We start from the raw sequence: 21,269 nt of genomic DNA, 5'->3' as shown, positions 1-21,269 counted from the left end.
CCAGGCGCGAGGATTTATTCGTTGAGTTTGGCGAGGATCTTGTAGATCACGGTGGCGAGGATCATCAGCATGCCAACCCACATCGCGAACACACCAACGTTCTTGTCGCGAAAGTTGAAGCCGATGGCCAGCATGATCATCCCGGAAAGAATCGGGATCAGCATGGAGTGGAATGATGACATCGAGATCATGGTGACAGCCTTGTCGGAGAGGGGTATTGCAAGTCTAGGCGGCTTTCGGACGAGCGGAGGTGATGAAGATCATCGTGGCGAGGGAGCAAGCTCCCTCGCCACAAGAGTTACCTTTTAATCACCAAGGACTACGGCAATTCGCGGCAGGCGTAGAACGCGCTCAGCACTTTGACCAGGTGCGCCAGGTCATGGCTGCCGCACAGCTCGCGGATCGAGTGCATGGCGAACGTCGGCAGGCCGATGTCCACGGTGCGCACGCCCAGATGGCTGGCGGTAATCGGGCCGATGGTCGAACCGCAGCCCATGTCGCTGCGTACCACGAAGCTCTGCACCGGTACTTCTTCAGCCATGCACAAATGGCGGAAGAAACCGGCGGTTTCGCTGTTGGTGGCGTAGCGCTGGTTGCTGTTGACCTTGATCACCGGGCCGGCGTTGAGTTTCGGGCCGTGGTTGGCGTCGTGCTTGTCCGCATAGTTCGGGTGCACGCCGTGGGCGTTGTCGGCCGAGACCAGCAGGGATTTCTGAATGGTCCGTACGAATTCATCCCCTTCAGGCAACAGACGGCGCAGGGTTTGCTCAAGCATCGGGCCGTCGGCGCCACAGGCCGAGCAGGAACCGACTTCTTCGTGATCGTTGCAGACCAGCACACAGGTTTCGTCGGTTTCAGTCGTCAGCAATGCTTGCAGGCCGGCGTAGCACGACAGCAAATTATCCAGGCGCGCACCCGCAATGAAATCGCCATGCAGGCCGATGACCGCGGCGCTTTGGGTGTCGTAGAAGCTCAGCTCGTAATCGAGCACCACGTCGGCGTTCAGGCCATGTTCGCGGGCCAGTTGATCGGTGAGCACGGCGCGGAAGTCCACACGCTCGTCACCGGCGAATTGCGCGAGGATCGGCGGCAGTTCGGTCTGGGCATTGATCGCCCAGCCCATGTTGGCTTCGCGGTTGAGGTGAATGGCCAGGTTCGGAATGATCGCGATCGGTGCCTTGAAGTCGATCAATTGGCTCTCGACCTTGCCATCACGGCGGAACGTCACGCGGCCGGCCAGAGACAGATCGCGGTCGAACCACGGCGCCAGCAGTGCACCGCCATAGACTTCGACACCCAGTTGCCAGAAACCCTGGCGTTGCAGCTCCGGCTGGGGTTTGACCCGCAGGCACGGGCTGTCGGTGTGCGCACCGACCAGGCGGATGCCGCCGTGCAAGGGCGAATGACGGCCCATTTTGAACGCGACGATTGAAGAGTCGTTACGGGTGACGTAGTAACGACCATTGGCTTCAGTGGTCCACGGCTCGCGTTCGTCGAGGCGCAAAAAGCCGGCCGCTTCCAGACGCTGAACTAGGCTGGCGGTGGCATGGAACGGGGTAGGGGAGGCCTTGAGGAAGTCGATCAGGCCTTGGTTCAACTCTTCGCGCATAAGAAGCTCCAGACAGCAGTGGCGCCAGTTTAACGTATTGGCCCACGGCATTGCAGACACAATGCCATCCGGTGTAACGACTACTGGAAAGTCAGCCGGTGATCAGTTCGCCACAGAGGAACACTTCGCGACGCTGCTTGCGGCCAACGTGTTCATGTTTGCTTGCGAGATATACCGGGTCGAATTTTTCCCGCGAAAAGTCGGGTTGCTGTCTGACGTATTCATCCACCAAACGGTCATAGTCGGCTTCGGTGATGAACTTGTAGATATCCCGGCGATAAAAGAATCCCAACTGGAAACCCAGGGTTTCGCTGGAATGAGTAGTCTTGCCGGAAAAGCAGTTTTCAAAATCGATGGCTTTGAGAGGTTTGCGTGTTTCGGGAATCATGATGTTGCCGGCCCAGAAATCCATGTGCGTGATGTTCTTCAGGGCCAAGGAATGCAGCAATTCGAACGCATCGAGAATGAAGGCTTCGACGTGCTTCGGGTGCTGGATGAGCCATTGCACGCCGTTGACATGGTCGTCGAGCAGGCGCGTGAGAATGAAATACTCTTGGGTCAGGCCCATTCGATCACGGGTATAGCCGAAGCCTTGCAGAGGTGGCATTTGCACCCCGCGGTGTTGCGCTTCATGGGTATTGATCAGCTCTTCCAGTGGCCAGTCGAATCGGCCATTGCGCTGCGGCTTGCCCAGGGTTACCCGGACTTTAGCCTTGAAGGAGTCCAGCGGCTGGACCTTGGCAAACAGCGGTGTATCGCCGGATACCAGTGGCGCGCTTGCCCGTGAGAGTTTGCGAGCGCGGCGTTTGTTAATCAGCTGTTCAAGCGCCTGTCGGGTTTCGACGCAAGGCTGTTCGCTCAAGTGCAGCGTGGTGTTGAACAGGCTGAAAGTGAAGGGGTAGTCGAGTTGGAGTGTCTTACTGCTGAACACAAGGGCGTCCTGCCTGATATCTAAGTGCGATCATTTCACGATTTTTTTACAAAACCATAACAATTTCTTCACGTTATCTTAACGGCGTTTTGTGTTAGCAAATAGCAAATAAAAACGCCCTTCGACGGAAGGGCGTTATGTGTGTCCGGCGTGTTATTCAGAAGGGCGCAGGGCACTCGAATCGCAAGCGTTCGCCGCTTTGCGGGTGAGTGAAACTCAGCATGCTCGCGTGCAGGCACAGACGTGGCCAGGCAGCGAGTGCTTGCTCATGGGCGTAAAGCCCGTCACCCAACAGCGGGTGGCCGATGGAGAGCATGTGCACGCGCAACTGGTGAGAGCGGCCGGTGATCGGTGTCAGCTCGACGCGGCACCAGTCGCCACAACGCTCCAGCACACGCCAGAAGGTCAAGGCATGCTTGCCGAACTCGTGGTCCACCACATGGCGTGGCTTGGTCGGCGGGTCGTAGCGCAGGGGCAGGTCGATGCTACCGCTGTCCAGTTCCGGTTGCCCCCAGCACAGGGCGGTGTAGGCCTTTTCGGTTTCGCGGTCGTGAAATTGCCGAGACAGCTCGCGATGTGTATCCGGGTCGCGGGCCAGCAGAATGATGCCGGAGGTTTCCCAGTCCAGCCGATGAACAATTCGTGCTTCCGGGTAGCCGTTTTCTTGCAGACGCGTAATCAGGCAGTCCTTGTTGTCATCGGCCCGGCCAGGGACGGAGAGCAACAGGGTCGGCTTGTCTACCACCAGTACGGCGGCGTCCTGATGGATGATGCGGATGTTGGACAACGGCATTAAAACAGCCTCGTAACAAACGCCAACGGCGGCTCAGAACCTTCACTGTCCGTGTAGGAGCTGCCGCAGGCTGCGATCTTTTGATTTTGCTTTTAAAACAAGATCAAGAGATCCCAGCCTGCGGCAGCTCCTACACAGGCTCGAAGGTTCTGCGCCGCCGTGGCTCCTGTCGGATCGACTCAGCGATCTGGCAGGGTGATATTGAGTTCCAGAATCGAGCAGCTGCCCTGGTTTTCCAGAGCGACATGCACGTCATCGGACCCGATATTGACGTACTTGCGGATCACTTCCACCAGTTCCTTCTGCAAGGCTGGCAGGTAATCCGGCGTACTGCGCTGGCCGCGTTCATGCGCCACGATGATCTGTAGACGCTCTTTCGCTACCGAGGCGGTATTAGGCTTTTTGTTGGCACGAAAGAAGTCAAAAAGGTTCATTACCTACCTCCAAAAAGTCGCTCGAAGAATCCCTTCTTCTCGACATCGAGGAAACGATGGTCCACGGTTTTGCCCAGCAGACGATCGACCGCATCGCTGTACGCCTGACCGGCGTCGCTCTGGTCGTCGAGAATCACTGGCACGCCCTGGTTGGAGGCTTTGAGGACGGCTTGCGATTCCGGAATCACGCCCAGCAGGGTAACTGCGAGGATGTCCTTGACGTCTTCGACGCCGAGCATTTCGCCGTTGCTCACGCGTGTAGGGTTGTAGCGGGTCAGCAGCAGGTGTTCCTTGATCGGCTCTTCGCCGTTCTCGGCGCGACGGGACTTGCTGGCCAGCAGGCCGAGCATGCGGTCCGAGTCACGTACCGATGACACTTCCGGGTTGGTCACGACAATCGCTTCATCAGCGAAGTACATGGCCAGGTGGGCGCCTTTCTCGATGCCCGCCGGGGAGTCGCAGACCACGAATTCGAAGTCTTCTTTGAGTGCCATCAGCACTTTTTCCACGCCTTCCAGGGTCAGCGCGTCTTTGTCGCGGGTCTGACTGGCGGCCAGGACGTAGAGGTTTTCCAGGCGCTTGTCTTTGATCAGCGCCTGTTGCAGGTTGGCTTCGCCGTTTACCACGTTGACGAAGTCATACACCACGCGGCGCTCGCAACCCATGATCAGGTCGAGGTTACGCAGGCCGACGTCAAAGTCGACAATAACTGTTTTGTGACCACGCAGAGCGAGGCCGGTACCGATAGCGGCGCTGGTGGTGGTCTTACCCACACCACCCTTGCCGGATGTAACCACGAGAATCTTGGCCAAGGTGTTTTACCCCTAAGGAAAAAGGACGTTTAGCCCCTGAAAAACATCTCTTGAAAAACTACTGCAGTCGGACAGCCTTGGCTGGAATCCGGTTCTGAGCGGCGTTTACCCCCGGTAAACACTGCTTTTAGCCTTTTTCCTACTTCGTTTGAGCCGTTTTCGCTACGTTTTAGAGATGCTTGGAAAATGCGGCAGTATCCGTTAAAGCCGAATGATGTTCAACACGTCGCCCGACAGGCTGACTTGTACGCCCGCGCCCCACAATGGATCACGACGCAAATCCTCGGAAACCTTGTAGTGGCCGGCGATGGAGACCAGTTCAGCGGTCATTTGCTGACAGAAAATCCTGGCTTTCGTGTCACCTTTGACGCCGGCCAAGACACGACCGCGCATCGCGCCGTATACATGGATGTTCCCATCGGCGAGAAGTTCCGCCCCCGGGCTGACCGACGAAATCACCACCAAATCGCAACCCTGAGCATAAATCTGCTGGCCACCGCGTACCGGCGAGGTAATGATTTTGGTCGGTTTGATGGTCGGCTCCGGTGGTTTTTCCGGTTTTTTTGCAACGATGCCTTCGTTCGGGTCGAGCGGCCGCTCACGGGCACCGGACGGCGGCAGCACCGGCAGATCGACCGCGATGGCGGCGGCGATGTCTTCGATGCGGCTGGCACGGATCGCCAGGGTGCGCAGGCCGTGCTGGCGGCAGATGCGCATCAGTCCGGGCAGATCGACCGAGCCTTCGCTGGCCGGGAGTTTGTCCAGGGCCAGGACCAGCGGCGCGTTACTGAAGAAGTTGGGCGCCTGGGCGACCTTTGCGGCGAGTTGCCGATCAAGGTTCTCAAGGTCGTTACGGGCCAGTTCCAGCACCGTAATGGCGAGCATGCTGCCCTTCAACTGGAACACGGGATTTTGGTCTAGCGGTTCGGTTTGGCTCATGGTCGGCATACAACGGCTTGTCACTAAAAGTGCCGAGACTTATAACGAGAACGCCCGCAGGCCGCAAGCCGGGTCGAACGATGTAGAATGCGCGGCCACTGTCTTGACGGAACCTTTAATGGATCGCCCGCGTTTTCGAACAGCATTTCTTTCTCCACGTTTCTGGCCGCTGTGGTGTGGCTTGGGGCTGTTGTGGCTGATTGTGCAGCTGCCGTATCCGGCGTTGCTGTCGGTCGGTCGCGTCTTGGGTGCATTGATGTATCGAGTGGCCGGCGACCGACGGCGCATTGCCAAGCGCAATCTTGAGCTGTGTTTCCCTGAAAAGACCGCTGCCGAGCGCAAGCGTCTGCTCAAGGAAAACTTCGCCTCCACCGGCATCGCCTTCTTCGAGATGGCCATGAGCTGGTGGTGGTCGCGCAGGCGTCTGGCGAAACTGGCTCATGTCGAAGGCCTGGAACATTTGCAGCAGGCCCAGCGCGACGGCAAGGGCGTGATTCTGATGGCCGTGCATTTCACCACGCTTGAGATCGGCGCGGCGCTGCTCGGTCAGCAGCACACCATCGATGGCATGTACCGCGAACACAAAAATCCGCTGTTCGACTACATCCAGCGTCGTGGCCGCGAGCGGCACAACCTTGACTCGCTGGCGGTGGAGCGCGACGACGTGCGTGGCATGCTCAAACTGCTGCGGGCAGGCCGAGCGATCTGGTACGCACCGGATCAGGACTATGGCGCCAAGCAAAGTATCTTCGTGCCGTTGTTCGGGATTCAGGCGGCGACCGTCACCGCCACCAGCAAGTTCGCGCGGCTGGGCAAGGCGCTGGTCGTACCGTTCACTCAGCAACGCCTGGCTGACGGCAGTGGTTATCGGTTGGTGATTCATGCGCCGCTCGAGGGTTTTCCCGGCGAGACGGAAGAGGCTGACTGCATTCGCATCAACCAGTGGGTCGAAAGTGCTTTGCGCGAATGTCCGGAGCAATACCTCTGGGCACATCGCCGCTTCAAGAGCCGTCCACCGGGCGAACCGAAGCTGTACGCCAAACGCGGTTGAGTCACCGATCCCTTTAAGCACCATGGAGTGTTGCGATGAGTTCTGCTGAACCGGTTACAGGGTTGATACTTTCCGGCGGCGGGGCTCGGGCGGCTTATCAGGTGGGCGTGCTGGCGGCGATTGCCGAGCTGCTGCCGGTGGGGGCGGCGAATCCGTTTCCGGTGATCGTCGGCACCTCGGCCGGCGCGATCAACGCGGTCAGCCTGGCCAGTGGGGCAATGGACTTTCGCGGCGCGATTCAGCGTCTGACCGCCTTCTGGCAAGGTTTCCGTAGCCATCTGGTATTGCGCAGCGACTGGCCTGGGGTGATCCACCAAGCCACCCGTTTTGTCAGTCACAATCTGATGGGGATTGGCGCTCCGGTGCCAGTGGCCCTGCTCAACAGCTCGCCGCTGCGCGGTTTGCTCAACGACAAACTGCACATGCCCGGGATTGCCGAGGCCATCGCGCAAAAGCAATTGAAGGCGGTGGCGGTCACGGCGTTTGGCTATGAGTCCGGTCAGGCCGTCACGTTTTATCAGGGTGGCGGCACCATCGAATCCTGGTTGCGCCATCGGCGAATCGGCGTGCCGACCCAATTGAGCGTCGAACACTTGCTGGCCAGTTCGGCGATTCCATTGCTGTTTGCGCCGGTGAAAATCGGCGAAGAATATTTTGGCGATGGCGCGGTACGTCAATCGGCACCGATCAGCCCGGCCCTGCACCTGGGTGCCAGCCGCGTGCTGGTGGTGGGCGTCAGCGGCAACCCGCGCGGGGTCGACCCGGAACAGCCGCTGCAACGCGCCTACACCGGTCAGCAGCCGACCCTGGCACAAATAGGCGGGCACATGCTCAACAGTACGTTCATTGACAGCCTGGAAAGTGACATCGAGTTGCTGCAGCGTCTGAATCAGTTCAGCCATCTGCTGCCCGACGGCGTACCGAGTCGTGCATTGGGAGCAGCGCCGGTGGACGTGCTGGTGATTTCGCCGAGTCAGCCAATCGATGAAATTGCGGCGCGGCATCGCCAGGAATTACCGGCGGCCTTGCGTCTGTTTTTGCGCGGGCCGGGGGCGACCAAGACTAGCGGGGCGGGGGTGCTGAGTTATCTGCTGTTTGAGGCGGGGTATTGCAGCGAGTTGATCGATCTGGGGCGGCGCGATGCGTTGGCCAAGCGGGATGAGCTGTGCCGGTTTCTGGGGTTGGTGGAGCCTGCGGTTTCGGCTTGAGATTTGCGGTGCGGCAATTCGCGGGCAAGCCTCGCTCCCACAGGTTTTGTGTCGTTCACATCATCGGCGAACGACACAAAACCTGTGGAAGCGAGGCTTGCCCGCGAAGCTTTTACGATTAGAAGTGGAACTTCACCAGGAAGCTCGTGTTGCTCTGATCGGTCTTGAAGTACTGGCTGTCCTTGATCCCATACTTGTCTGACCAGTAGTCGTACTCGACACCGACGTACAACTGCTTCTCGCCAATGTTCAGGGCTTTACCCAAGTCGTATTTGATCTGTGGGTTGAAGTGCAGGTTGGCGTGGTAGGTGCCTTTGCTGTTCTTGTCGTTGTCGACCACCCAGTCCATGAAACCATCGATCAGGATGTTCGAATCGCCCACGGGAATGGTGTAGGACCAGACCGGGGTGATCTGCCAGACGTTGTCACCCGGGCGACTGCCCTCGGTGTGACGCTGGTAGAAGTTCAACTGGAAGTAGTCGAACCCGGGAATCGCCAGGTCGAAACCAGGACCGATCAGGTAGGACTCGGTATCGCCCTCACCGAATTCGTACGTCATGGCCAGCAGCACGTCCTTGACCGGGCCGAACTCCAGTTTCTGATCGAAGATCTTGCCAAACGACAAGCGCGGGCTGATTTCGCCGTAATAGGTGTTCGAGCCGACGCCGCTGTCTTCTTTGCCGTTGTAGAAAATCTTGTCGACGAACACGAAGTTGTCGCCGTATTTCCAGGCATCGGCGTGCTCGAAGGTGACGGTTTGCTGAATGCGCGGGTTGACCTGGAAGTCTTTGCCATAGAGGTAGGTCAGACTGTTGTTCTGCCATTGCAGCAAGTCGCCGGCCATTGCCTGGCCCCCGGCCAGCAAGGATCCCGCGAGCATCAGGCTGGTGCACGTACGTTTCATTCGGTTGCTCCCAAAAAGTAGGTGGTTCCACGTTATTTTTCTAAGGTCGGCGCTCTGGTGTGGCGCCTTTTTCTTTAGCTGTAAAAAATCATCCAATCGGTCAGCTTCAGTGCTGTTAGCAAGAGCTGAGCCAAGGCTTTTAAAAAGCCAAAAAACTCCCGTTCGGCGGCTCAAGAGCAGTCGATTGAGAGTGGTTTTGGAGTGCCTTGGTACCGTCCAGCGCCGGGATAAGTTGGCTTTCTGGTCAGGAATTAAATCCGGGCTTTTTTTTAGACCAGATTCGGGCGGCCGCGGAGAATACTGACTCCTCGGCCAGGTCTCAAGTGCCCCGCAACAGCGCATCGACGACAGGTTTGGAGCACGGTTGCGGATCATCTAGAAATGCACCTTCACCAGCAGGCTGGTGGTGTTCTCGTTAGTGTCGAGGTTGGCGTTGTTTTCGATGCCGTATTTGTCTTTCCAGTAGCTGTATTCGACGCCGACGTACACCTGTTTCTCCCGCCAGCCCAAGGCCTTCCCCAGGTCATATTTGATCTGCGGGTTCAAGTGCAGGTTGGCGTGGTAGCTGCCATGTGAGTTTTGGTCGTTATCCACGACCCAGTCGATGTAGCCGTCGATCAACAGGTTCGAACTGCCCAATGGCAGGGTGTAGGACCAGGCCGGCGTGATCTGCCAGACATCGTCGCCGGGACGCGAGCCTTCGGTCTGGCGATAGTAGAAGTTCAAGGTGAAAAAATTGAAGCCCGGTACCGAGAGGTCGAAACCGGGGCCGATCAGATAGGCCTCAGTGTCGTCTTCGCCATTCTCGTAGGTCATGGCCAGCAACACGTCCTTGATCGGGCCGAATTCGAAACGGTGGTCGAGGATTTTGCCGAAAGACAGGCGCGGACTGAACTCGCCGTAATAGGCGTGAACGCCTTTGTTCCGGTCTTTCTCGCCGTTGTAGTAAGTGCTGTCGACGAACAGGAAGTTGTCGCCGTACTTCCAGCGGTCGGCGTGCTCAAAGGTTATCGTCTGCTGGATCGACGGGTTGACCGCGAAATCCTTGCCATACAGATAGCTCAGGCTGTTGGTCTGCCACAGCAGCAAATCCCCGGCCATGGCTTGACTCGCGGCCAACAGGCCAGTGCCCAACAGCACGCTGGTTTTTGTCCGAATCATCTGTTGCTCCCTCTTGTTTTTATTGTTTGAGGCGCAGGCATCCAACCTGTGGGAGCGGGCTTGCTCGCGAAAGCGGTGTGTCAGAAACATGAATGTCGACTGATACGACGCCTTCGCGAGCAAGCCCGCTCCCACAGGGTTTGTGTTGTTACTTGTTAGTGCGCGTGACAGTCGTTGACGGTTTCGCGCTCGTGACCGCCAAGAATGTTGAACAACAGGTTCAGCGCCAAGGCGCTCAGCGTGGCCATGGCGATGCCGCTGTGGGTGATCGGGCTCATCCACATTGGCAGGTGCGCGAAGAATTCCGGGCGTACCACCGGGATCAGCCCCATGCCGATGCTCACCGCCACCAGCAATTGGTTGCGACGGTCACCGATATCGGCCTCTTGAAGAATCTTGATCCCGGTGGCGGCGACCATGCCGAACATCGCAATGGCCGCGCCGCCCAGTACTGCGGGTGGAATCGATGCCACCAGGAATGCCGCTTTCGGCAGCAGGCTCAGCACTATCAGCAAGCCGCCGGCAACGATGGTCACCGAACGGCAACGCACGCCGGTCATCTGCACCAAACCGATGTTCTGGGCGAAAGAGGAGTGGGTGAAAGTGTTGAAGAAACCGGCGAAAAACGAAGCGCCGGCATCACACAGCAAGCCGCGACGCAGCATCCGTGGCGTGACGTCCTGCCCCGTGATTTTGCCCAGCGCCAGGAACATCCCGGTGGACTCGACGAAGATGATCACCACCACCAGGCACATCGAAAGGATCGGCGCGAGGTGGAATTGCGGCATGCCGAAATGCAGTGGCGTGACGATTTGCAGCCACGGTGCCTGGGCCATGCCGCTGAGGTCGACCATGCCGATGACGCCGCAGATGACGTAGCCCAGGCACATACCGATCAGCACCGAAATGTTGACCCAGAAACCGCGCATGAAACGATGGACCAACAGAATCGTAGCCAGTACCAATGCAGCGATAGCCAGGTAAACAGGCGAACCGAATTGAGCTGCGTCAGCACCGCCGCCGGCCCAATTCACGGCCACGGGGAACAGCGACAAACCGATCGAGGTGATGACGGTGCCGGTCACCAGTGGCGGGAAGAAGCGCACGACTTTGGACATGAACGGCGCGATGACCATGCCGAAGAATCCGGCGGCGATGGTCGCGCCGAAAATCCCTTGCAGGCCGATGCCAGGCATCCCGGCCATGGCCACCATGCTGCCGACCGCGGCGAAACTGGCGCCCATCATCACCGGCATGCGGATGCCCATCGGGCCGATGCCCAGCGACTGGACGATGGTGGCGATGCCGGCCACCAGCAGGTCGGCGTTGATCAGGAAGGCGATTTCTTCACGGCTCAGCCCTGCGGCCTGCCCGATGATCAGCGGCACCGCGATGGCTCCGCCGTACATCAGTAGAACGTGTTGCAGACCGACCAGGATCAGTTGCAAAAGGGGTAAGCGCTGAATGGCGGGTGCGTCGGGGATGCGGGCTTCGGATAGCTCGGACATGCAACACCTCGGATCTTTTTTATTCTTGTGATTTGTGTCAGGTGGACCTGTGGCGAGGGGGCTTGCCCCCGTTGGGCTGCGGAGCAGCCCCAAAACCAACAACCGCGTCCTATCTGGAGGACCGCATCCTCTGGTTTTGCGACCGCTTCGCGTTCGAACGGGGGCAAGCCCCCTCGCCACAACGGCGTGTTGCTTATTGGGTTTGGGCCCCCTGAACAATCCACGCACCAATCAAGTCACGTTCCTGTTGGGTCATCTGGGTGATGTTGCCCAGTGGCATGATCTGGCTGGCAACAGCCTGGGCCTGGATGCGCGGGGCCTGGAGCTTGATCTGCTCCGGGGTATCGAACATCACGCCCGCGGGCGCTGCGCTGAACAGCGGGCTGGTGGGTTTGGCCGAATGGCAGACCGTGCAGCGTTCCTGGATCACGTCGTGCACCTTGTCGAAGGCAGGACCGGCATTTGATGCCTGGGCGGGTGCAGTTTCAGGGGCCGCCGCGGGTGCAGCTTCAGCCGGTTTCTTGCCACCACCAAGGGCCGTTTCCGGCAGCGGCTGGTACTCGATGGTCCCAGGCGCCTTGGCCACTTCCGGTGCGCTGGACATCGGTGCCGGCCCGGTCACGTAGGCCAGGCAGATCATGCCGACCGCCGCAACGGGCAGGGTCCAGGCAAACTTGTGGCTGTCATGACGGGTGTTGAAGTAGTGACGCACCAACACCGCCAGTACCGCGATCCCGGCCAGGATCAGCCAGTTGTATTGGCTGCCGTAGGTGCTCGGGAAGTGGTTGCTGATCATGATGAACAGCACCGGCAAGGTGAAGTAGTTGTTGTGGCGCGAACGCAGCAAGCCTTTGGCCGGCAGCGCCGGATCGGGCGTGCGGTTCTCGGCGATCGCCGCCACCAAGGCGCGCTGCGCCGGCATGATGATACGGAACACGTTGCCGACCATGATGGTGCCGATGATCGCGCCGACGTGCAGGTACGCACCACGACCGCTGAACACTTTGCTGAAGCCGTAAGCGGCGCCAATGATCAGCACGAACAGGATTGCGCCTAGCAGGGCAGGGCGTTTGCCCAGGGCCGAGTCGCAGAGGAAGGAGTAGACAAACCAGCCGACGAACAGCGAACCGATGCCCAGCAGAACACCTTCAGGGCCGGTCAGGCTGCTGCCCGGAGCGAGCAAGTACAGCGTCGGGTTGGAGTAGAACACCACGCACAGCAGTGCGACCCCCGACAGCCAGGTGAAGTAGGCTTCCCATTTGAACCAGTGCAGGTTGTCCGGCATGGTCGGTGGAGCCAGTTTGTATTTTTCCAGGTGATAGATACCGCCGCCGTGGATCGCCCACAAATCGCCCGCCAGCCCGTTTTTCGGGTTGACCCGATTGAGGTTGTTTTCCAGCCAGACGAAATAGAACGACGCGCCGATCCAGGCCACGCCAGTAATCATGTGAACCCAGCGCACGCTCAGGTTCAGCCATTCCAACAGATGTGCTTCCACAGTCTTTACCTCTCGCCTGTCACTCTGTTGTCGAGTGATCAGACCTTCTCTTATTGGTGGGGGGCGAGGATCAAACGCTCATCCTCTTTGAAAAAATGCTCATCGCAGTTGTTGCCTGTGCCACTGCGATCAACCACCAGGAAGTCATCCCGCTTTTCGATCGTCAGCACCGGGTGGTGCCAAACGCCGCGATGGTAATTAATGCCCTGCCTGCCGTTGGTGACGAAGGCGCGGACCAAGCCTGATACAGGTTCATCGCCAAGTGGCGCGACCACGATCAGAAAGGGGTTGCCGAGCAGCGGAATGAAAGCCTGGCTGCCCAGCGGGTGACGCTCCAGCATGCAGACGGTCAGCGGCATGTCCTGCGCGTCGGCGCGGAAGATGCTGATGATCGCCTTGTCCTCTGGCGTGGCGGTTTCGACCACAGCCAGTTTGTGAAAGCGCATGGTCGAACCATTGTTGATCATGAAGTGATCGCTGCCGTCGGTTTCGATCACGTCACCGAAAGGGGCGAAGGCTTCTTTGGTCAGCGGTTCAATCGTCAATGTGCGCATGCTGGTCTTCTTAGTCTTTATAATTTGATCGTTCCCACGCTCTGCGTGGGAACGCCGCCATGGACGCTCCGCGTCCACTGTGACGCGGAGCGTCACGGTATGCATTCCCACGCAGAGCGTGGGAGCGATCGGGTGTTACTTCGCGACCTTGCCCAATACCCGCAGGCGGCTCACGCCCCCATCCGGGAACACGTTCAGGCGGATGTGGGTGATCGGGCCCAGCGCCTTGATCTGCTCGGCGAAGGTGTGTTCGGCGTGCATTTCCAGCTTCTGGCTTGGCAACAGTTCACGCCAGAACAGCGATTGGGTTTCGATCTGGCTGTCGGTGCCACCCTTCACGAATGCACCCTGGATCGAACAGGTGTCCGGGTAGTTGCCTTTGAAGTGCAGGGTGTCGACGATGACTTTTTCGATCTCGCCCGCATGGCCCAGCGCGACGATCACCCAGTCATTGCCCGGCGTACGACGACGTGCGGTTTCCCAGCCGTCGCCCATGTTGATGCCACGGCCCGGGTTGAGGATGTTGCTCATGCGGCCGAAGTGTTCGTCGGAGCAGGCCAGCGCACGGCCACCGTTCAGAGCTGCGGCCAGGTCGACCTGTTCGTTGTCGCCCACAGCTGACCAGTCGCGGAACGGAATGCCGTACACACGCAGACGGGCGACGCCGCCATCCGGGTAGATGTTGAAACGCAGGTGGCTGAACGCCTGGTCGTTGTTGATTTCATGGTAGTGGTGGCTGTTGCCTTGCAACTCGACGGCCGACAGCACTTCAGTCCACTGGGTGTTTTCGTCCGGCTCGCCCGAGGCCAGGAAGCAGGCTTCCAGGGAGGCCGACGGCGGGAAGTTGCCGGTGAAGAATGAAGTGTCGATGTCCACGCCTTTGATCGAGCCCGGTACGCCCAGGCGGATCACCGCGCTGTCGTAGCCTTCGAAGCGCTTGCGGCGCGACTCCCAGCCGTCCATCCACTTGCCGTTGTCATCGAACACGCCCTCCTTCCACACGGCCGGGGTCGGTTGGAACAGACGGTTGGCGTCTGCGAACCAGTCATCGGTGACCGAGATGATTTTGGTGCCCAGACGGGCGTCGGCCAGGTTGACGAACTTCTCGAAAGGTACGGCGTAAGCTTTCATTCTTCTTGTCTGCCTTTAAATAAGTTGGCTTGGGATGCTCGCAGTGCCCTGGGTGATTTCGCGTTTTGAACACTCGGGCAAGGCTCGCTATAGGGTCAGTAAACGGAACAAAGCGATCTTGTTGATCTCCGCCAGCGCGCATTTGAATTCGGTGTCGACCGAGTTGTGAATGCGCGTTTCGAACGCCGCGAGGATCTGATGCCGGTTGCTGCCTTTTACCGCCATGATGAAGGGAAACTTGAACTTGGCCTTGTAGGCGTCGTTCAGCTCGGTGAAGCGCTGGAACTCTTCGGCCGTGCATTGGTGAATACCCGCGCCAGACTGTTCTTCAGTGCTGGCTGCGGTAAGCTGGCCTTGGACGGCGGCTTTGCCGGCCAGGTCCGGGTGAGCGTTGATCAGGGCCAGTTGGCTTGCGTGATCAGCGCTCAACAGGATGTCGCTCATGCGCTGGTGCAGGGTTTCGATCTCGTCGATCGAAGCGTCCTGGCCCAGGTCGAAGGCCTTTTCGGCCACCCATGGCGAGTGTTCGTAGATGTCGGCGAAGGCGGCGACAAACGCGTCGCGGCTCAGGGTCGAGGGCTTCAGGGTTTGGAAGTGGCTCATTTCGCGGCCCCTTGATACGGGTGGGTTTCGTGCCAGTGACGGGCGATGTCGACGCGACGGCTGAACCACACCTGTTCATGACTTTTAGCGTATTCGATAAAGCGTTTGAGCGAGGCCAGGCGCGCCGGACGGCCGATCAGCCGGCAGTGCAGGCCGATCGACAACATCTTCGGTGCTTCGGCGCCTTCGGCGTACAGCACATCGAAGGCGTCTTTCAGGTACTCAAAGAAATCGTCGCCCTTGTTGAAACCCTGGACCTGGGTGAAGCGCATGTCGTTGGTGTCCAGGGTGTACGGGATCACCAAATGCGCCTTGCCGGTCGGGTTGTTCGGTTCCCAGTAGGGCAGGTCGTCGTCGTAGGTGTCACAGTCGTAGAGGAAACCGCCTTCTTCCATCACCAGCCGACGGGTGTTCGGGCCGGTGCGGCCGGTATACCAACCCAGTGGGCGCTCGCCGGTGATTTCGGTGAGGATGCGGATCGCTTCGAGCATGTGCTCGCGTTCCTGCGCTTCGTCCATGTATTGGTAGTCGATCCAGCGATAGCCGTGGCTGCAGATCTCGTGACCGGCCTCGACCATCGCGCGGATCACGTCCGGGTGGCGCTGGGCGGCCATGGCCACGGCGAAGATGGTCAGCGGGATGTCGAATTCCTTGAACAGTTTCAGAATCCGCCAGACGCCGGCACGGCTGCCATACTCGTAGAGGGATTCCATGCTCATGTTGCGCTCGCCTTGCAGCGGCTGCGCCGAAACCATCTCCGAGAGGAAAGCTTCGGACTCTTTATCGCCGTGCAGGATATTGCGCTCGCCACCTTCCTCGTAGTTGAGCACGAAGGACAGCGCGATCCGGGCATTGCCCGGCCAGTGTGGGTGAGGAGGGTTACTGCCGTAACCGATCAGGTCGCGTGGATAGTCAGCGCTCACTGCAGTCTTCCTTCTTGTTCGTGTCGACTTATTCAAAGTCAGGGTGTGTGTGGCGGCCTGGCGATGAGAGGGCAGGCTGGCGTCACAGTGATGGAGTGATTGTATACAACTTTATATTCACTTTGTAAGCCTGATTTTTTGCATTTTTCACTGACTGCCCTCTTTGGAGAGTATTGCAAGAAACCTGCCTGACTGGTCAGCTAATGGATAAGAGGTCCTTTGATCTTATGGTTTGGCGCAAGATTCGCTGCCAAAGGCTGAATGACGGTGGTAGCGGTAAAAATGTCGTTTTTATTGTGTACAATTTTTTTGAAAAATGTCTTAATCAGTCGCTCGCCGCAGCTTTTCGTGCTCCGAAACGGTGCGGTCTCCTTTTCAACTGGCTTCGGGAGGCGCGAGGTCTGACTGCTCCACGCAGGCAGGCGCGCAGAATCAATGGGACGTTTGACTACACACGTTTTGGACGCTGCACACGGTTGCCCGGGCAGTTCGATCAAGGTCGAGTTGTACCGCGTTGAAGGTTCGCAGCTGGAATGGGTCGCCACTGCGCTCACCAACAGCGATGGCCGTGTCGATGCGCCGCTGCTGCAAGGCGATGACTATCGGTCCGGGGTTTATCAGCTTCAGTTTCATGCGGGTGATTACTACCGCGCCCGTGGGGTTCAGCTGCCTGAGCCTGCGTTCCTGGATGTGGTGGTGCTGCGTTTCGGCATCTCTGCGGAACAGGATCACTACCATGTGCCGTTGTTGATTTCGCCGTATAGCTATTCGACCTACAGAGGAAGCTAGGACTTTCCCCCCAAGAATCCTGCGCATATAGCTTCTTTGGTCTTTCGCCCGCTCACACTGCGGGCTTTTTTTTTGCCCTGAGATATGTGGTGTTGCTGATGACGCCTTCGCGAGCAAGCCCGCTCCCACACTGGATCTTCTGCGTATACATTATTTGTGACCGGCAGAGATCAAATGTGGGAGCGGGCTTGCTCGCGAAGCTTTTGCTTTTAACGACTCAACAACGAAGCCGCGCCGGCACCACTGAACAACCCCGCACTCACCCGGTTAAACCAACTCTGCCCCTTGCCGCTGCGCAGATACTGCGCCGCGCCGTGAGCACCCAGCCCATAAGCCAATTTGCACAGCAGATCCAGCACGGTCCAGGTGGCAATCATCACCAGTAACTGCGGCAAGAAGGGTTGCTCGGCACTCAAAAACTGCGGCAGGAAAGCGGCGAAGAACAAAATGTCTTTCGGATTGCTCGCGCCGAGCATGAACGCGCGCCCGAACAGTGCGCGAAAGCGCGGCACTGGTGCAGCCTGGGGCACTTCGGCGCCTTGGGTTGGCAGGCGCGATTGCTGCCAGCTCTGCCAGGCGAGATAAAACAGGTACAGCGCGCCGACGATTTTCAGGGCGCTGAACAGCTGTTCCGACGCCAGCAACAATGCGCCCAGACCCAAAGCCGAAGCACTGAGCAGGCAGATCGACGCAATCACGCCGCCCAGAAACGCTGGGTAAGAACGGCGCAAACCGTAATTCAGACTGTTGCTGATCATCAGCAAAGACAGTGGCCCCGGGATCAGGATCACCACCAGCGCAGCGCCGCTGAACAGCAGCCAGGTTTCCAGACTCATCACTTTCCTCCATTTGCACAAAAGCCTCACCCGACGGGGTGAGGCTGATTTGAAACACTGTTTTTGAAACGTAGACGGCTTACAAGAAAATGAACTTGGCGATGAAGATCGCGCAAAGCACCCACAGGCTGACGGAAATTTCCTTGTACTTACCGGTGCCGGCCTTCAGCGCCACATAAGTGATGAAGCCCAGCGCGATGCCGTCGGCGACCGAGAAGGTCAGCGGCATCATGATCGCGGTAACGATCGCCGGAATGCTGTCGGTCGCTTCGTCCCATTCGATATGCGCCATGCCGCCCATCATCAGCATCGCCACATAAATCAGTGCACCTGCGGTTGCATAAGCGGGGATCATGCCAGCCAGCGGGGCGAAAAACATTGCGGCAATAAATAGCACACCTACGGTCACGGCGGTAAGACCAGTCCGACCACCCGCTGCTACACCAGCGGCACTTTCCACATAGCTGGTGACTGGCGGAACACCGACCACCGCACCAAATACGCTGGAAGCACTGTCGGCTTTCATGGCGCGGGAAAGGTTTTCGATCCGGCCGTCAGCGTTCACCAGGTTGGCGCGCTGGGCGACGCCCATCAGTGTCCCGGCGGTGTCGAACATGTGTACGAAGAGGAAGGCCAGCACCACGCTGATCATGCTGACGTTGAATACGCCGGCGACATTCATGGCCATCCAGGTCGGTGCCAGGCTCGGCGGGGCAGACATGATGCCCTCGTAGTGCACCAGACCCAGGCCCCAACCGGCCAGGGTCACGGTGATGATGCTGATGAGGATCGCGCCGAACACTTTGTGGTAGCTGAGCACGGCAATCATCAGGAAGCAGATGGCCGCCAGCAGCGGACCAGGCTCGCGCAGGGAACCAAGCTTGATCAGAGTGGCCGGGCTATCGACAACGATGCCAGCGGTTTTCAAACCGATCAGCCCCAGAAACAGGCCCACACCGGCGCCCATGGCAAAGCGCAAACTCACTGGAATGCTGTTGAGCAGCCATTCGCGAATCCGGGAAAAGGTCAGGAACATGAACAACACACCGGAAACGAACACCGCACCGAGGGCGGTTTCCCAGTTGTAGCCCATGGTGCCGACCACGGTGTAAGTGAAGAACGCGTTCAAGCCCATGCCCGGCGCCAGGCCCACTGGCCAGTTGGCGTACAGGCCCATCAGCAGGCAACCCAGCGCGGCGGCGATGCAGGTGGCGACGAACGCCGCCCCGTGATCGATGCCGGCATCGGCCATGATGTTCGGGTTGACGAAGATGATGTAAGCCATGGTGATGAAGGTTGTCAGACCGGCGATCAGCTCGGTCTTCACCGTGGTGCCATGCAAGCTGAGTTTGAAGATGCGCTCCAGCCAGCCATTGCGTAATGGCGGCGAGAGTTCCAGCGTCGGGGCTTCGGATTTGCGGCTTTCCACAGCGAGTACTCCTCAAGAGTTTTATTGTTATTTCCAGGGCCGGACCCATGAGGGTGGCAGCGGCCCTTTGAGGTACTTGCGAATTTGTTGACCTGATGGTCAGGAACTCGCACGAAGCGAATTATGCTTTTGTATACAAATAAAGCAAATAATGTTTTTGATTTTGTAGACGAAAAGTTTGTTGATCGGGATATATCGGCTATAGACGATCGTTCCCACGCTCTGCGTGGGAATGCCGCCATGGACGCTCTGCGTCCGCCGTTGATGTGACGCAGAGCGTCACGGGATGCATTCCCACGCAGAGCGTGGGAACGATCAGCTTGGAAAGACCTGGGCTTTACCCAGCGCCAGATTCACCGCCAGCCACCCATTCACCGCCGTCTCCCCAGCCTCGGCAAACACCCGCTCCAGCAATTTCACCTGTTCGCGCCGCAGTGACTGCTCAAACCGCGCACCATCGTCGGTCAGTTCCAGCAGCCGCTTACGCTTGTCGGTCTCGGACGCGACGCTGTTCACCAAATGCATTTCCACCAATTGCCGCAGCGGAATGTTCAGCGCCTGCTTGCTCACGCCGAGCAACGCCAGCAACTCCTTGACGCTGAGGGCAGGGTAACGGGCGATGAAAAACACGATGCGTTGATGCACCCGGCTCAAGCCGCGACGCTCGAGCATTTCGTCGGCTTTGGCGGTGAACGCTTGGTAACCGAAGAAAAACGCTTCCATGGCTTGTTGCTGAGTGCTGGGGTTTTTAAGGTCAAGCATGTTGACGTATCCGCTCGGTCTGTCGTAATTTCGGTCAACCAGTTTGACTCATTTTCCTCTGGCCTCGCTACCGGTGACCCCCCATGGCTTTTTCCGAACGTGTCTCGCGCCTTAAAAGTTCTTTGATCCGTGAAATCCTCGCCGCTGCCCAGCGCCCGGAAGTGATGTCGTTCGCTGGCGGCTTGCCGGCCGAAGCCATGCTGCCGAAAGTCGAGTGGGCGGACATGCCGCTGTCCATGGGGCAATACGGCATGAGTGAAGGCGAACCGGCGCTGCGTGATGCGCTGGCGGCCGAAGCCCGAGCGTTGGGCGTGCCGTGCGAGGCGAGTCAGGTGCTGGTGGTGAGCGGTTCCCAGCAAACCCTCGATCTGGCGGCCAAGCTCTATATCGACAAAGGCACCGAGATCCTGCTTGAAGCGCCGACTTACCTGGCGGCGTTGCAGATTTTTCAGCTGTTCGGCGCCGACTGCATCACCGTCCCGCTGGAAGCCGACGGCCCGAACCTGGCGCAATTGCGCAGTCGTCTGGAAAAGCACAAACCCGCGTTCATCTACCTGATTCCGACGTTTCAGAACCCGTCGGCAGTGCGTTATAGCGAAGCCAAGCGCGACGCAGTGGCGGCGTTGCTCGACGAGTTCGGCGTGACCCTGATCGAAGACGAACCCTACCGCGAACTGACCTTCGACGGCGGCAGTGCCACGCCAATCGTCAGTCGCTTGAACAAGGCCAGCTGGATCTACACCGGCACCGTGTCGAAAACCCTGTTGCCGGGCTTGCGGGTTGGTTACCTGATCGCCAGTCCGGACCTGTTTCCGCACTTGTTGCGGCTCAAGCAATCGGCCGATCTGCACACCAACCGCATCGGGCAGTGGCAAGCGCTGCAATGGATCGGCACTGAGAAATACCAACAGCACTTGGGTGAGTTGCGGGACTTCTATCGGGTTCGTCGGGATGCGTTTCAGTCGGCATTGGAAACGCACTTTTCCGATCTGGCGGAGTGGAACGTGCCGCAGGGCGGGTTGTTTTTCTGGCTGACGCTCAAGCAGCCGCTGGATACCCGCACGCTGCTCAAGGCTGCGCTGGCGGCGGATGTGGCGTTTATGCCGGGCGAACCGTTTTTCCCAGAGCCGGACAAGAACCCCGGTCATCTGCGGCTGAACTTCAGCCATATCGACCCGGCGCGGCTGGACGAAGGGCTCAAGCGATTGGCTACGGTGGTGCGTCAGGCTCAGGCGGCGCAAGCGGCCTGAGGCTGTTGGTGGGAGAGGGGGTAGAAACGAATAAACCGGCCAGTCGGCCGGTTTATTTTTGTCTGGATTTTTGTGGTGATTGTGCCGGCCTCTTCGCGAGCAAGCCCGCTCCCACATTGGATCGATAGTGAACACAAAACCAAT

The 21,269-nt window shown here is 58.8% G+C and carries 22 protein-coding genes; 4 read left to right on the top strand and 18 right to left on the bottom strand.

Annotated features, from left to right (window positions below):
* Window positions 1–14: 14 nt before the first annotated feature.
* The 7 genes from KVG95_RS22645 to minC form a co-directional block, all read right to left on the bottom strand.
* Window positions 15–191: a hypothetical protein gene (locus tag KVG95_RS22645; protein WP_167344810.1), complete on the bottom strand. Its 177-nt coding sequence runs from the start codon at window positions 189–191 to the stop codon at window positions 15–17.
* Between the two features lie 128 nt (window positions 192–319).
* Window positions 320–1,609: a M18 family aminopeptidase gene (locus KVG95_RS22640; RefSeq protein ID WP_052963632.1), complete on the bottom strand. Its 1,290-nt coding sequence runs from the start codon at window positions 1,607–1,609 to the stop codon at window positions 320–322.
* A gap of 91 nt (window positions 1,610–1,700) precedes the next feature.
* The gene (locus tag KVG95_RS22635) at window positions 1,701–2,540 is read right to left on the bottom strand and encodes a protein kinase family protein (protein WP_217858033.1); all 840 of its coding nucleotides are present in this window, start codon (window positions 2,538–2,540) and stop codon (window positions 1,701–1,703) included.
* Window positions 2,541–2,697: 157 nt separating this feature from the next.
* Complete coding sequence (locus tag KVG95_RS22630) at window positions 2,698–3,333, bottom strand: RluA family pseudouridine synthase (RefSeq protein WP_028941050.1); 636 nt, start codon at window positions 3,331–3,333, stop codon at window positions 2,698–2,700.
* Between the two features lie 179 nt (window positions 3,334–3,512).
* Window positions 3,513–3,767 (bottom strand): cell division topological specificity factor MinE, encoded by a 255-nt coding sequence (gene minE / locus KVG95_RS22625; protein ID WP_048394400.1) that lies wholly within the window; start codon window positions 3,765–3,767, stop codon window positions 3,513–3,515.
* Window positions 3,767–4,579, bottom strand: coding sequence for a septum site-determining protein MinD (gene minD, locus KVG95_RS22620; RefSeq protein WP_050681334.1), 813 nt, complete (start codon window positions 4,577–4,579; stop codon window positions 3,767–3,769). Before minD ends, minE begins: the two co-directional genes overlap by 1 nt.
* 201 nt (window positions 4,580–4,780) lie before the next feature.
* Window positions 4,781–5,518: a septum site-determining protein MinC gene (minC, locus tag KVG95_RS22615; RefSeq protein WP_052963713.1), complete on the bottom strand. Its 738-nt coding sequence runs from the start codon at window positions 5,516–5,518 to the stop codon at window positions 4,781–4,783.
* Window positions 5,519–5,636: 118 nt separating this feature from the next.
* On the opposite strand from minC, the gene KVG95_RS22610 reads away from it, so the two are divergent.
* Both KVG95_RS22610 and KVG95_RS22605 read left to right on the top strand, forming a co-directional pair.
* A complete protein-coding gene (locus KVG95_RS22610; protein WP_052963634.1) occupies window positions 5,637–6,569 on the top strand; it encodes a lipid A biosynthesis lauroyl acyltransferase in 933 nt (310 codons plus the stop codon).
* 35 nt (window positions 6,570–6,604) lie between these two features.
* Window positions 6,605–7,777: a patatin-like phospholipase family protein gene (locus tag KVG95_RS22605; RefSeq protein ID WP_217858032.1), complete on the top strand. Its 1,173-nt coding sequence runs from the start codon at window positions 6,605–6,607 to the stop codon at window positions 7,775–7,777.
* A 118-nt stretch (window positions 7,778–7,895) separates the two neighbouring features.
* Here KVG95_RS22605 and KVG95_RS22600 read toward each other — a convergent pair whose 3' ends face one another.
* From KVG95_RS22600 to puuE, 8 genes are all read right to left on the bottom strand, one after another.
* Window positions 7,896–8,681 carry an outer membrane protein OmpK gene (locus tag KVG95_RS22600; RefSeq protein WP_217858031.1) on the bottom strand — a complete coding sequence of 262 codons (786 nt, stop codon included), beginning with the start codon at window positions 8,679–8,681 and terminating at the stop codon, window positions 7,896–7,898.
* Window positions 8,682–9,056: 375 nt separating this feature from the next.
* Complete coding sequence (locus KVG95_RS22595; RefSeq protein WP_217858030.1) at window positions 9,057–9,842, bottom strand: outer membrane protein OmpK; 786 nt, start codon at window positions 9,840–9,842, stop codon at window positions 9,057–9,059.
* A 155-nt stretch (window positions 9,843–9,997) separates the two neighbouring features.
* A complete protein-coding gene (locus KVG95_RS22590; protein WP_217858029.1) occupies window positions 9,998–11,350 on the bottom strand; it encodes a nucleobase:cation symporter-2 family protein in 1,353 nt (450 codons plus the stop codon).
* 193 nt (window positions 11,351–11,543) lie between these two features.
* Window positions 11,544–12,848 (bottom strand): urate hydroxylase PuuD, encoded by a 1,305-nt coding sequence (locus KVG95_RS22585; RefSeq protein WP_217858028.1) that lies wholly within the window; start codon window positions 12,846–12,848, stop codon window positions 11,544–11,546.
* Between the two features lie 50 nt (window positions 12,849–12,898).
* Window positions 12,899–13,402 carry an ureidoglycolate lyase gene (locus tag KVG95_RS22580; protein ID WP_052963640.1) on the bottom strand — a complete coding sequence of 168 codons (504 nt, stop codon included), beginning with the start codon at window positions 13,400–13,402 and terminating at the stop codon, window positions 12,899–12,901.
* Window positions 13,403–13,537: 135 nt separating this feature from the next.
* Window positions 13,538–14,533, bottom strand: a complete 996-nt coding sequence (alc, locus tag KVG95_RS22575; protein ID WP_030131652.1) for an allantoicase — start codon at window positions 14,531–14,533, stop codon at window positions 13,538–13,540.
* A gap of 87 nt (window positions 14,534–14,620) precedes the next feature.
* A complete protein-coding gene (uraD, locus tag KVG95_RS22570) occupies window positions 14,621–15,136 on the bottom strand; it encodes a 2-oxo-4-hydroxy-4-carboxy-5-ureidoimidazoline decarboxylase (RefSeq protein ID WP_217858027.1) in 516 nt (171 codons plus the stop codon).
* On the bottom strand, window positions 15,133–16,059 hold the full coding sequence (gene puuE, locus KVG95_RS22565) for an allantoinase PuuE (protein ID WP_217858026.1): 927 nt from the start codon (window positions 16,057–16,059) through the stop codon (window positions 15,133–15,135). The genes uraD and puuE overlap by 4 nt, the downstream gene beginning before the upstream one ends.
* Window positions 16,060–16,494: 435 nt before the next feature.
* Here puuE and uraH point away from each other — a divergent pair, with 435 nt between their 5' ends.
* Entirely contained in the window at window positions 16,495–16,848 is a 354-nt protein-coding gene (uraH, locus tag KVG95_RS22560; protein ID WP_217858025.1) for a hydroxyisourate hydrolase, read from the top strand.
* A 209-nt stretch (window positions 16,849–17,057) separates the two neighbouring features.
* On the opposite strand, the gene KVG95_RS22555 is transcribed toward uraH, so the two are convergent.
* From KVG95_RS22555 to KVG95_RS22545, 3 genes are all read right to left on the bottom strand, one after another.
* A complete protein-coding gene (locus KVG95_RS22555) occupies window positions 17,058–17,684 on the bottom strand; it encodes a LysE family translocator (protein ID WP_217858024.1) in 627 nt (208 codons plus the stop codon).
* A gap of 79 nt (window positions 17,685–17,763) precedes the next feature.
* On the bottom strand, window positions 17,764–19,113 hold the full coding sequence (locus KVG95_RS22550) for an NCS2 family permease (RefSeq protein ID WP_008005650.1): 1,350 nt from the start codon (window positions 19,111–19,113) through the stop codon (window positions 17,764–17,766).
* Between the two features lie 315 nt (window positions 19,114–19,428).
* Window positions 19,429–19,875: a MarR family winged helix-turn-helix transcriptional regulator gene (locus KVG95_RS22545; protein WP_217858023.1), complete on the bottom strand. Its 447-nt coding sequence runs from the start codon at window positions 19,873–19,875 to the stop codon at window positions 19,429–19,431.
* An 83-nt stretch (window positions 19,876–19,958) separates the two neighbouring features.
* Between KVG95_RS22545 and KVG95_RS22540 the strand changes: the two genes are divergently transcribed.
* Window positions 19,959–21,125, top strand: a complete 1,167-nt coding sequence (locus KVG95_RS22540; protein WP_217858022.1) for an aminotransferase-like domain-containing protein — start codon at window positions 19,959–19,961, stop codon at window positions 21,123–21,125.
* Window positions 21,126–21,269: the final 144 nt, after the last annotated feature.

Origin of the sequence: Pseudomonas farris, assembly GCF_019145235.1 — a bacterium.
GTDB lineage: Bacteria > Pseudomonadota > Gammaproteobacteria > Pseudomonadales > Pseudomonadaceae > Aquipseudomonas > Aquipseudomonas farris.
The sequence above is the reverse complement of the archived record's forward strand: the minus strand, read 5'-3'. Positions and strand labels throughout refer to the sequence as shown.

Excerpts from the sequence above, each read along its gene's own strand:
- KVG95_RS22645 (WP_167344810.1), bottom strand. The coding sequence starts at position 191 with ATGATCTCGATGTCATCATTCCACTCCATGCTGATCCCGATTCTTTCC.
- KVG95_RS22640 (WP_052963632.1), bottom strand. The coding sequence starts at position 1,609 with ATGCGCGAAGAGTTGAACCAAGGCCTGATCGACTTCCTCAAGGCCTCC.
- KVG95_RS22630 (WP_028941050.1), bottom strand. The coding sequence starts at position 3,333 with ATGCCGTTGTCCAACATCCGCATCATCCATCAGGACGCCGCCGTACTG.
- minE (WP_048394400.1), bottom strand. The coding sequence starts at position 3,767 with ATGAACCTTTTTGACTTCTTTCGTGCCAACAAAAAGCCTAATACCGCC.
- minC (WP_052963713.1), bottom strand. The coding sequence starts at position 5,518 with ATGAGCCAAACCGAACCGCTAGACCAAAATCCCGTGTTCCAGTTGAAG.
- KVG95_RS22610 (WP_052963634.1), top strand. The coding sequence starts at position 5,637 with ATGGATCGCCCGCGTTTTCGAACAGCATTTCTTTCTCCACGTTTCTGG.
- KVG95_RS22605 (WP_217858032.1), top strand. The coding sequence starts at position 6,605 with ATGAGTTCTGCTGAACCGGTTACAGGGTTGATACTTTCCGGCGGCGGG.
- KVG95_RS22600 (WP_217858031.1), bottom strand. The coding sequence starts at position 8,681 with ATGAAACGTACGTGCACCAGCCTGATGCTCGCGGGATCCTTGCTGGCC.
- KVG95_RS22595 (WP_217858030.1), bottom strand. The coding sequence starts at position 9,842 with ATGATTCGGACAAAAACCAGCGTGCTGTTGGGCACTGGCCTGTTGGCC.
- KVG95_RS22590 (WP_217858029.1), bottom strand. The coding sequence starts at position 11,350 with ATGTCCGAGCTATCCGAAGCCCGCATCCCCGACGCACCCGCCATTCAG.
- KVG95_RS22580 (WP_052963640.1), bottom strand. The coding sequence starts at position 13,402 with ATGCGCACATTGACGATTGAACCGCTGACCAAAGAAGCCTTCGCCCCT.
- alc (WP_030131652.1), bottom strand. The coding sequence starts at position 14,533 with ATGAAAGCTTACGCCGTACCTTTCGAGAAGTTCGTCAACCTGGCCGAC.
- uraD (WP_217858027.1), bottom strand. The coding sequence starts at position 15,136 with ATGAGCCACTTCCAAACCCTGAAGCCCTCGACCCTGAGCCGCGACGCG.
- uraH (WP_217858025.1), top strand. The coding sequence starts at position 16,495 with ATGGGACGTTTGACTACACACGTTTTGGACGCTGCACACGGTTGCCCG.
- KVG95_RS22555 (WP_217858024.1), bottom strand. The coding sequence starts at position 17,684 with ATGAGTCTGGAAACCTGGCTGCTGTTCAGCGGCGCTGCGCTGGTGGTG.
- KVG95_RS22545 (WP_217858023.1), bottom strand. The coding sequence starts at position 19,875 with ATGCTTGACCTTAAAAACCCCAGCACTCAGCAACAAGCCATGGAAGCG.
- KVG95_RS22540 (WP_217858022.1), top strand. The coding sequence starts at position 19,959 with ATGGCTTTTTCCGAACGTGTCTCGCGCCTTAAAAGTTCTTTGATCCGT.